This window comes from Methanosarcina spelaei (assembly GCF_002287235.1).
Classification (GTDB): Archaea; Halobacteriota; Methanosarcinia; order Methanosarcinales; family Methanosarcinaceae; genus Methanosarcina; species Methanosarcina spelaei.
Map to the genome: position 1 here is coordinate 1 of NZ_LMVP01000065.1, position 10,957 is coordinate 10,957.

Consider the following 10,957-nt stretch of genomic DNA (forward strand, 5'->3'; position numbering starts at 1 on the left):
TATCACTTTTATATAGTCTGTTTCTGTTACCGTGTTACTGCCTTTAGCATTGGTAACTGTAAGTATTACCGTATACTTTCCTGCTTTGGAATACTTATGCTTTGGATTCTGGATTGTGGACGATGTTCCGTCTCCAAAACTCCATTTCCATTTAGTCGGTATGTTACTACTCTTGTCAGTAAACGCAACTGTCAATGGTGCTTTTCCTGAAGCAGGAGAGGCTGAAAAAGCAGCTACTGGCTTTCCTGGAGATGAACCAGTGACTTTAATGTACCCGGTTTTTACCTCAGAATTGCTTCCACCAGGTCCACTTACCGTAAGGTTGACAGTGTAAGAACCGGCTGCAACATAAGTATACGAAGGACTCTGTTCCGTGCTGTCTATATTACCATCGTTATTGAAGTCCCATGCATACGAAGATACGGTGCCTGTTGACTGATCCTTAAAGTTGACAGTGAGAGGAGCAGTACCAGAAGTCGGAGTTGCCGTGAAGTTTGCCACAGGTGCTCCAGGCAGTGGTTCACTTACAACAATGTACTCAGTTTTTACTTCAGAATCGCTTCCGTCTGCATTTGCAACAGTGAAGTTAACGGTATAGTTACCGGCTGCATTGTAAATGTGAGAAACATTCTGCTCGGTAGCAGTCGAATTGTCTCCAAAGTCCCAGAGCCAGGATGTAGGTGTATTTGCGGACTGGTCAGTAAATCTAACAGTGAGAGGAGCATCGCCAGAAGTCGGTTCGGCTGTGAATTCCGCAATAGGTGGCTCAGTAGTTGATTCACTAACAGCTATGTACTCAACTTTTACCTCGTCATCACTGCCTTCGGCACTAGTGACATTAAGATTGACAGTATAATTTCCTGCAACAGCATAGGTATGGATCGGATTCTGTTCAGTGCTGTCTATTGAACCATCGTTGTCAAAGTCCCAGGCCCAGCTGGTAATGTTTCCTGTTGAAACGTCTGTAAACTCGACAGTCATTGGCGCTGAACCGGATGTTACATTTGCCGTAAAGTTAGCTATCGGGAAAATCAAGGAGTCCTTAAAGGCATAGACCCTCTTGTCGCTTCCTATACTGAAAAGCATACCATCCGAAAGCGCAGGAGTAGAGCCCCCATGAGGAGTAGACCAGACAATTTCACCTGTAAAGGCATCCATAGCATAACCTCCCACGTAAGCGAGCCCATCGGCAACACCTACCGACCAGGGCCAGTCTCCGACGTGTGGGGGATTTGACCAGACAGAGGCGCCTGTAGTCGCATTGAAACAGAGGGTTGCCCCTTGGCCATAACCTCCGGAAATGTAGACATTTCCATAGGCAAGAGCAGGAGTAGAATCCGTCCTTGGGATAGTTTGCCGCCAGATTTCGCTGCCGTCACTTGCTTTAAGGGCAAAAAGATCTCCCGCTCCGTAGAAGTTGTAGGTTGTAAGGTAAAGAACCCCGTCTTTGTAAGCAGGAGAACCGCAGAAGTTCTGTTCGACATCAATGTGCCAGATCTGTTCCCCAGTTACTGCGTCCACGCAGTAAGCATGGCCCTGTCTGGAGGTCCCGTAGTCCCAGCTTGCCAGGTAGAATTTCCCGTCTGCATAGGTAGGTACGGACTGCGCATCTCCTGCCACTTCAAAAGTCCAGAGTAAGTCTCCGGTGTACTCGTCAAGACAGTAATAATGGTGCCCATCCCAGTCACTACAGACCACCATACCATCCGCAATAGCAGGCCCACTATTAACTGCACTACTTTCCATTTCGAACGACCAGAGCTTTTTCCCGGTTTCGGCATCATAACAGCCAAGTTCATGGCCTGTTGCCGTAAAGACCATGCCGCTGTCATAAGCAGGAGAAGCCCACGAACCGTATACGGTCTTCGGGATACTGGTATGCCAGACTGTGTCTCCGGTAGACTCGTTCAGGGATACTAACTGAACGATGCCTGTCGTCTCTTCTTCCTCCATTCCTGCTCCGCCGCAGATCACAAAGACTTTACCTTTGGCAACTACTGGCGAGGAACTGGTGATAGCATCATTAACATCCTTACTTACCCATTCAGTCCGGTTGGTCTTGGGACCGCTTTCGGAATAGCCAAGGTGGTCTACTTTTCCATGGAACTGGTACCAGGAGTCTTCAGGGATAGAGTTGTTTTCCTGTCCTTCAATGTAATTTGAGTAAGGTAGCACCAGAGGATATTGATCTATCCCTTCATCGGCAGCATAAGCCGAATCCCCGATTCCGTCTCCGCTTGAGTCGTTTCCGGTGTAGTCGTCATAATAATTGCCCATGTATCCGGTCAGTTTTTGTCCGTTCCACAGGTATTCTACGGGTTCGGAGCTCTGGAAGAAGGAACCTGAACCACCGGAGATGTGATTGTTTGAACCTCCGGTCTTCTTCCCGCTGTTATTGATAAAAGTATTCTGGTAGAGCCTGTTGCCTCCGGTGTTATCGAGTACGGCTGCAGAGTCCCAGCAGTTGGAGATGGTGTTTCCTAGAAGGGTGTTTCCGGTCCCTGTGAACGCCACACCTTCGGCACAGTCGTCTATAAGGTTATCCTCTATCGAAGTATTGTTTGCAGACACACTGATTCCAAAGCATTTTTCTTCGGTTCCCGTAACCTTAAATCCGTTGAAATCAACATCATCAGCACTTATTGTTACGCCCGGAGAGCCTGTGAAACCAGAAGCGTTCAGGACAGGGAATCTTACGCCTTTGAGGGTCAGGGTCTTGTTAACGGTCAAAGCTTCGTGATATTCCCCTGGATATACCTTGATTATGTCTCCGGAAGTTGCGGCGTTAATTGCTGCCTGAATGGACTCTCCGCTTTTGACAGGCCAGGTAACCGGGGTTCTGACTGCGTAAATGTACTCATTAACAATTTTCGTGTCCGTCCCATGCTCGTTTTGAACGGTAAGAGATACGTTATAACTGCCTGCAGCAGAATAGGTATGGACCGGGTTTATTTCGGTTGAAGTGTTTCCATCCCCGAAGTCCCAGAGGAATTTATTGGCGTTAAAAGACCTGTCTTTGAAGGAAATCTTCAATGGGAAAGAACCTGTCTGTTTGTCCAAAGTGAAATTAGCTGTTGGAGGGAGAGCTTCGCCCTGATCTATGCAGTATAAGTATCCGTTATCGGTTCCGTAGTAGACCTTGTCCTCGGAAAGGGCTGCACCCTGCAGAGTATATGCATCATCTGCAGGCGGGTTGTAATGCCAGGCAAGGGTCCCGTCAGGGTTCAGACAGTAAATGGAGCCGTCATTGTTAGATTCGGTGAAGTAGATGTATGGTTTGTCGTTTTTGACCGAAATGACAGGTGAAGATTTGACTCCTCCGCTAACCGGAGTGTTCCAGATGGCCGATCCGTCAGAATCGTTCAGACAGAACATAGACCCGGTTTCGCCGTGTTCTCCGTGTCCTACATAGACTCTGCCGTCATAGACGGTCGGTGTTGAGGTAGAGAAGCCTATTGAAGCTGCCCAGCCGCTGTCCAGGAACTGGCCTGTGCCTGGATCAAAACCTACTTTGAAGCAGTAACCGGTTTCCTGTCCTCTTTCAGAGGAGGTGTACAGGGCCTCGTTAGCGTAAGTTACTGAGCTGCGGAACATACCCGGATCAGCAACTGCAAAGGAAACATCGGAACTGTTACTGAAGTCAACCTCATCTACAAATTCTCCGGTATCTTTGTCCAGGCAGACCAATTTACCTTCGAAAACCGGGTAAACCAGGTATTTTCCGACAACTACGGATCCACTCCAGATAAAGCCTGCACTGTTTGTGTTTTCGTGCTTCCAGACGAAGCTGCCGTTGTCGTCGTAGCAGTAGTAGTATTTGGTTCCGTTTCCTCCTGCAAGCCCGTCTCCGATGTAGAGTTTGTGGTCAGAATAGGTAATTGGAGACTCAAAGCTGCTGTTGGTTATATGTTCATTCCAGAGTTCATTTCCGCTTTCTGCGTCAAAGGCGTAGAGGTCTCCTTCCTGAGTAGGGACGAAGAGTTTTCCGTCTCCCAGAGCAGGAGTTGAGGTCTGTACCAGATCCCCACCCAGTTCCTTGGACCAGAAAAGGTCTCCTGTATCTTTGTTAAAGGCCCAGACCGAGGCATTTCCGGCAGTTACGAATACCTTGTTTCCGGAAATCACTGGCTGAACATTGATGCCTCCGCTTCCGCAGGGTTCCTGGTCCGAAGAAGTCAGGTTCTGCCAGAGGAGTTCAGGATCCTGGATTGGGGCAGAACCGAAGGTGTATCCGGTGTGGGAACTGTCTTTCTGGAATTCAAGCCACTCGGACTCTTTGTTTACAGTGATATAACCGGTCTTTATTTTAGTATTGCTCCCGGCTGAATTGGAAACTTTTAAATTGACGGTATAGGTTCCGTCTGAAGTGTAAGTGTGCGAGACGTTCTGCCCGGTAGAGCTGGTACCGTCTCCAAAGTCCCATCTCCAGGATGTTGGGGAACCTGTAGACTGGTCGATGAAGTTAACCGTAAGCGGGGCGATTCCAGAAGTTTGTGTTGCTGAAAAATCTGCAAATAGAGCTGAGGGAGTTCCGGGTGTTTCTGAAGTCCCGTAGTTCTCTTTTGGAGACATGAGGGGAGCAAAGTCAGTACCGAAATTGGAAGGAACAGAGTAGGAGATGTCACCAATTCCATTTCCGTCACCGTCAACTCCATCGTAGGCGGTACCCCAAAAGTTGCCTAGGTAGCCGGTGTAGGTCTTACTGTTGTAAGTATATTCTATGGGTTCGGTGGAGTTCCAATATATTGTAGTAGGTGCAACTCCATTAATTGGATTTGTAATGTTAACGAAATTGTTTTGATAGAACCGGTTCCCTTCACTTGCACTTAAGTAGTATACTGCGTTGTCGCCTGAAATGAAATCATTATCAGTAATCAGATTCGATGAACTTGAACTTGATACGCGTATACCGTAATCTGTAAAGTTTTCGAAATGGTTCCCGCTGATATTGCAATTACTCGAAGAAGTTAACATAATGAGAATTTTGTTGGTTGCACCAGATGTAAAATGATAGTCTAAAAAAGTATTGTTAGTAATAATAGAATCCTTAGACTTACTTACACCTAACGGATTATAGCTAGGTGCCTCGTCGACGAATAGGTTGTTGACAACATTGCTGCCAGCTCCACCACTAATATAGACTGCGTTTAGAGTTTTACCGCAACTCTCAAACCTGCAGTTGCTTATAGTACAGGAGGTTGCACTGTCAATTGCTCTAGTTGTGATATTGCGAAATATCATGTTTATGAGAGTACAGTTAGGGGAACTGCCATAAATACAGACACCGCGTACGTTAGAAGAGTCTGGCCCTATATTTATTAAGGTCATATTATCAACAACACATCCTGGTGCTGGATACAAATTACTACCATCCGTACCTATAGAGATAAAAGCACTTTTTCCAAGTAATATCACTCCTTCCTCACTTTCACCAGTAAATGTTATATTTGGCTTGGAAAACCTGAGATCATTTGTAAGCGTATAGTTGCCATTATGCACAAAGACAGTGTCCCCTTCGCCAGCACTTGTTAATGCATTTTGTAGTTCTGTAATTGTGTGCACATCCCATGTTTTTGCCGATGCGGGTGTTATCAAAATAATTGCACTCAGAAGCGCAATAACAAAAATAGCACATATTTTTTTCATATTTTTCACTGCTCTTTTAAGATGGTTATCAATAATGAGTCGATGTTTATCCAGAAGTATCGCATCTAGAATTTTCATATTTTAAGCGCATATTTAACCGGCTATAGCGCAAGACTTAAAAAAGAAAGATTTTGATAAAACCCCGATTATTAACTAACTACGTAAAAAATATAGCAATTTGTTAAAATCAGGAATTTATCTAATCCTCAAAAATTATGTTAAGGTGTTACCACAAGTTTAACATAATCGGTTTCGATTTGTGAGTAGTGTGTCCCTTCTTCATCGGAAGTTTGTGGACTCTTCTGCACCACCAGCACAGTTACATTATTTGATCCGTCAATGTAGTTGCCGATATTTAATGCTACTTCACCATTCAAAGTAGCGTCTGTATTAACATTGTTATTAGTCAGTTCTTCATATCCTGTACCATTCCAGATGTACAAATAAGCTCCATCTGCTTCAGTATCATGCTTTGCTATACCATTCCATGTCACATTGATAGAAGTGATCCATGGCTTCTCATTGTCATCAATCTTGAATACAAACCGATGTGCAGCATAATAACCGTCACTAGTCGTTTGGTTAGATGCGTATACATTATCATCCGTTTTGATGGCATTGTATTCGGCAGACGAGAACTCTATCTCTGGGTCCGTAGCAGTATTGGGCGGGTTGGTATATACCTGGTACTTGTAAGCCCACATATCCGCACTTCCATTAAAATCATAGCGAGTAAAGTTGGCACGGCCGTGGATAACTCCATCGTCATTTCCGTAGAAAACCCAGCCACCTGAGATGGCAGCTCCAGCCAGACTTAGACTTCCGTAAGGATTGATGGAATCATGGATGGAGTCTTCTCTCCAGACTGTATTACCACTACTGTCCACACAGCAGATGCCACCGGTTAGATTGTTTGTTGTGACATAGATATACTCGTTGTCTGGACCATAAAAGGTTGATATTGCGGGAGAGCTCTGAACAACGCCTACATGATTACTCCAAAACACAGTTCCGTTCGCGTAAAGGCACGTGAGACTACCTCCGCCGGAGCTGTAGTTACCCACATAGATCTTGCCGTTATAATATGCGGGAGTGGAGGTACTAGTGGTAGGGATGGATGTGCTCCACCTTTCATTTCTGATGAACTCACCATTAGTATCGTCGAAGCCCAGTGCATAGCAGTACCCCCCTGTGGAGGTGAAATAGACCCTTTCGGTCTCCGCGTTATAACTCACAGAGGATCGGATTGCTTGCGCGTCAACGTTGAATAAATCTGAGACATCGACTTCATCGACAACCGAGCCTGTACACTTGTTTACCGAAGCAAGCCAACCGGATTCATTTCCAAAAACCGCATAATCCCCGATGATCGCTGCACCTGTCCAGTAATACCCTGCTGAAGACGTATGGTTCCAACACTCTACCATATTAGTGGGGTCAGTGACATCGTAACAGTAGTACTTTCCATCAAGGAAGCTCGTGACCCAGGTATTATAATCTGTGGTAATGTTCATAGAACCGAAGAGAATGTGTTTACTTCCATTGCTGCAGTTTGTACAAGTAATTGGGGTATTAAACTGAGTGTAATTATAGTCAGTTATATTCACACTATCAACAATTACTCCTGTATCTGCATCGATAGCATAGAGGTCATCATGAGGATTTGCCCGATCCTGGTGTCCGGAATCCAACACAAAGATATAACCACATGGACATGCCGCCGGTGTAGCAAGCTGGAACTCGTAAGCGCCAGGGCTGCTGACAAAGCTAACTGGCCAACCGTCAGTAACTTGCGTTCCATTCAGATAGTATTTGAAAAGCTTACCTTCTGATGTAACCGTATAAACAAAGCCATTACACACAATCGGACTCACGTCAATTCCGGCCATCCTGTTTTGATCAAGAATGGTATCATTCGTCCAGGATATAGTCGTGTTAGGACTGGTTATCGGAGCACTGTCGTTTGTAACTCCGCTGTTTATTTTGTCTTTCTGGAACTCTGGCCAGTTTGAACCCAGCGCTGGTTGGGCAACTGCCGCCAGGAGCAAGGTTAAACAAACCATTATTAATATTTTCGTACATTTATTCATATTTTCTTTTCTCCTACATTTTGGAATTTTAATTGGGGTTCAGCCGGCCTGCGCGGAAATGCCTGTCTCCCGGCTGTTCAAGAGAGGATTTGATCGGACGGGAGAATTTTTTGGTTTGGAGATTTTTCGGACTTTTGAAGAAAACAGGAACGGCTGGATTTGTTTTTCTGTGTTCGGATCTTATGGATTTTGGGGATCTACCGATTTGGAGTACTTGTCTGTGGAAATACGGTGATCGGACAGAAAAATTACAGCATTTCAAAACCCGGAAAAATGCTGAATATGAAAAACACGGCTCTAATTAAAATTCAACAATATTCATCAGGCAAAATTTTATATTACTTTAAGATTTTTGCTTAAGATTATACCTGACTTTCCAGTACTCAGGAAAAAATTTCAGGCTAGAGCTGTGTAAAGAAAAATAAGTGCTTTCAGTTTCTTATTTTTTTGAAGACCTCCTGTGTTTTCATGGGGGTTGTCGGTTAGTCTAAGCGGAAGAACCCGTCTGCATTTCGAGTTTCATACTGCAGCCGGATCAGGTTTCGGACCTTTTGAAGTGCCAGACCAAACGGATATTTAAGAGATTATTGGAACATATATGCAGGAAATTTCACTAGCAGATGTTGTTTTGTAATCAGTTAACAATTTTTATACAACTTTGAATGCAGTATAGCAATCAACTTTCTAATATAAATTTTAACATAGGAATTATTATAGTTCAGATATTTTGTACTTACCTGAGTATAAATGGCAAACTGTCGGGTTGAGGTAAACTTTTCTTCCTGAAAGTTCCAGGTTTTATCAAGAATATCTGATTAAACTAATTATACAGAATTAAACTAATTACTAATTAAACATTTTCATAAATAAAAATCTATGGCTAATTATTCTTAGTTTGTTGACTAATGACCGGATCTTCCAGTTATAAGTGAAGATGTTTTAAAGTCTTATTCCGTATTTTTTGTTTAATCGGTTTTCGGTCGTGTCCCTGAATTATTATCAATTCTGAAAAACCGAGTGCATACCATGCATTTGATGAATCTAATCAGAGATTCTCTCGATTTCGGTTTTCAATGATTCAAAACCACGACCCGGTTTTCTAGTACAGCGATTCCAAAATAGATTCCTTAGTCCTCACTTAACCGAATATATAGAAATCATTTCATGAAACTCTACAATATAACCTGCTTTCGGCAGGTCGACATAAAAATCCATTCAATTTTTCTATTGATATCGTTTTTTTTAGAACTTTTGATATTTAATTTAAATCAAAAATTACTAAATGTTAACCATAACATAATTAATATATATTTATAATATATGAGATAAAAGACAAATCATGCTAGATAGATAATCCGCAAGATGCTGTTTTTTAACTTAACCTACAAAAAATAACAATTAAGAATATTTAAATGTTGGGATGTGCTTGCTGCCGAATGTAGGATATAAGAGTTCTATAAAGCCAAAAGTTTTGTAGTAAGCTATTGAAAACCGTAAAACGAACGCTGGCTTTTTACTCTATTCAAATAAGGAAAAAGGGTTGTTTTGTCAGATTTGATAAATAATTCCCCCACTACCCATTTACTTTGATCTCTTTTATCGTTTTTCAATTAAGGATTTAAATCGTTTTTAGATTATATATTCAGTTTTTAAGTGGTTGTCACTTTTATATAATCTGCTTTTGTTACTGTGTTACTGCCTACCGTATTGGTTACTGTGAGGGTTACTGTATATTTCCCTGCTTTGCAATATTTATGCGTTGGACTCTGTTGGGTTGAAGTTGTTCCGTCTCCGAAATTCCATTTCCATTTCGTTGGTGATCCTGTGCTTTTGTCAGTAAACTTAACGTTTAATGGAACTTTTCCTGAGGTTGGAGATGCAGAAAATGCAGAAACTGGTTTTGCTGTCACGGTTATATAATTTGATTTTGTTACTGTGTTGCTGCCTGCAGCATTTGTTACTGTAAGTTTAACAGTATAAATTCCTGCTTTGGAATACTTATGCGTTGGATTCTGTTGGGTTGAAGTTTTTCCGTCTCCAAAATTCCATTTCCACTTCGTTGGTGTTCCTGTGCTTTTATCAGTAAACTTAACGTTTAATGGAGCTTTTCCTGAGGTTGTAGATGCAGAAAATGCAGAAACTGGTTTTGCTGTCACGGTTATATAATCTGCTTTTGTTACTGTGTTGCTGCCTGCAGCATTTGTTACTGTAAGTTTAACAGTATAAATCCCTGCTTTGGAATACTTATACGTTGGATTCTGTTTGGTGCTATCTATATGTCCATTGTTGTCAAAGTCCCAGACCCAGGATGTAGGAACACCTGTGGATTTGTCTTTAAACTGGACTGTCAAAGGCGTGTTCCCGGAAAGCGGAGATCCGTTGAAGTTAGCGGCAGGCTTGGTAGCCTGTGAATCTTTAGTTGTAAACCCAAAGATGTATTTATTGTCAGACCCGAAGTAGACCCAGCCGTCAGAAATCGCAACTCCCTGGAGAGAATAGGCTGTCTTGCCTGATTCGACGTAACTCCAGACAAGTTCAGGGCTCGTGGAGTCGGGGAGATCCTTGAGACAGTACACACCACCTTTCTTGTTGTCGTTTTCCGTGAAGTAAATATATACTTCCCCATCCCCGTCGTCATAGTATGTGGAGATTGCAGGGGAGGACTGGATTATAACACCTGTCGGATAATTCCAGATTACGCCTGACAAGTCAGAATCCAGGCAGTAAAGACCTTTTCCTGCTCCACCCATTGCAGCACCTGTACCCATGTAGATCCTTCCTTCATAGTAGGCAGGAGTAGAGGTTGAGTAGGTAACTTTTAAGCTATGTTTGTCCGAAGTTTTAAAAGTTCCGTTTGCCGGATTAAAACCAAGTGCAAAACAGTATCCTCCGGTGGAGGTGAAGTAGATCCTTTTTAATTCTTCAACATAGAGTACCGAGGACCTGATTTTCCCACACGTTACTCCGAACTCTTTAGAGACATCTACTTCGGCGATGTTAGCTCCTGTGTCCTTGTTTACGGAAACAAGGTGTCCATCATCGTCTCCATAAACAAGACTGTTACCGATTACAGCAGCTCCTGCCCAGTAGTAGGATCCCTCACTGCTTGTCTGAGTGGTAGAGGTACGGCTCCAGACTTCGTTGCCGGCTTCGTCATAGCAGTAGTATTTGTGCCCGCCCATTGCTTCCCCGAAGTAGATCTTGCCTCCGGAATAAGTAAT

3 protein-coding genes are annotated in these 10,957 nt (G+C 43.3%); all 3 read right to left on the bottom strand.

Translation table 11 applies throughout. The features are described from left to right. On the bottom strand, positions 1-5,646 hold a 5,646-nt coding region (locus tag ASJ81_RS05000), incomplete at its 3' end, for a PKD domain-containing protein (protein WP_095643527.1). Positions 5,647-5,864: 218 nt separating this feature from the next. Then, a complete protein-coding gene (locus tag ASJ81_RS05005) occupies positions 5,865-7,736 on the bottom strand; it encodes an outer membrane protein assembly factor BamB family protein (RefSeq protein ID WP_095643525.1) in 1,872 nt (623 codons plus the stop codon). 1,649 nt (positions 7,737-9,385) lie between these two features. Further along, positions 9,386-10,957, bottom strand: a 1,572-nt coding sequence (locus ASJ81_RS05015; protein WP_141241588.1) for a PKD domain-containing protein, incomplete at its 5' end; no start/stop codon positions are given.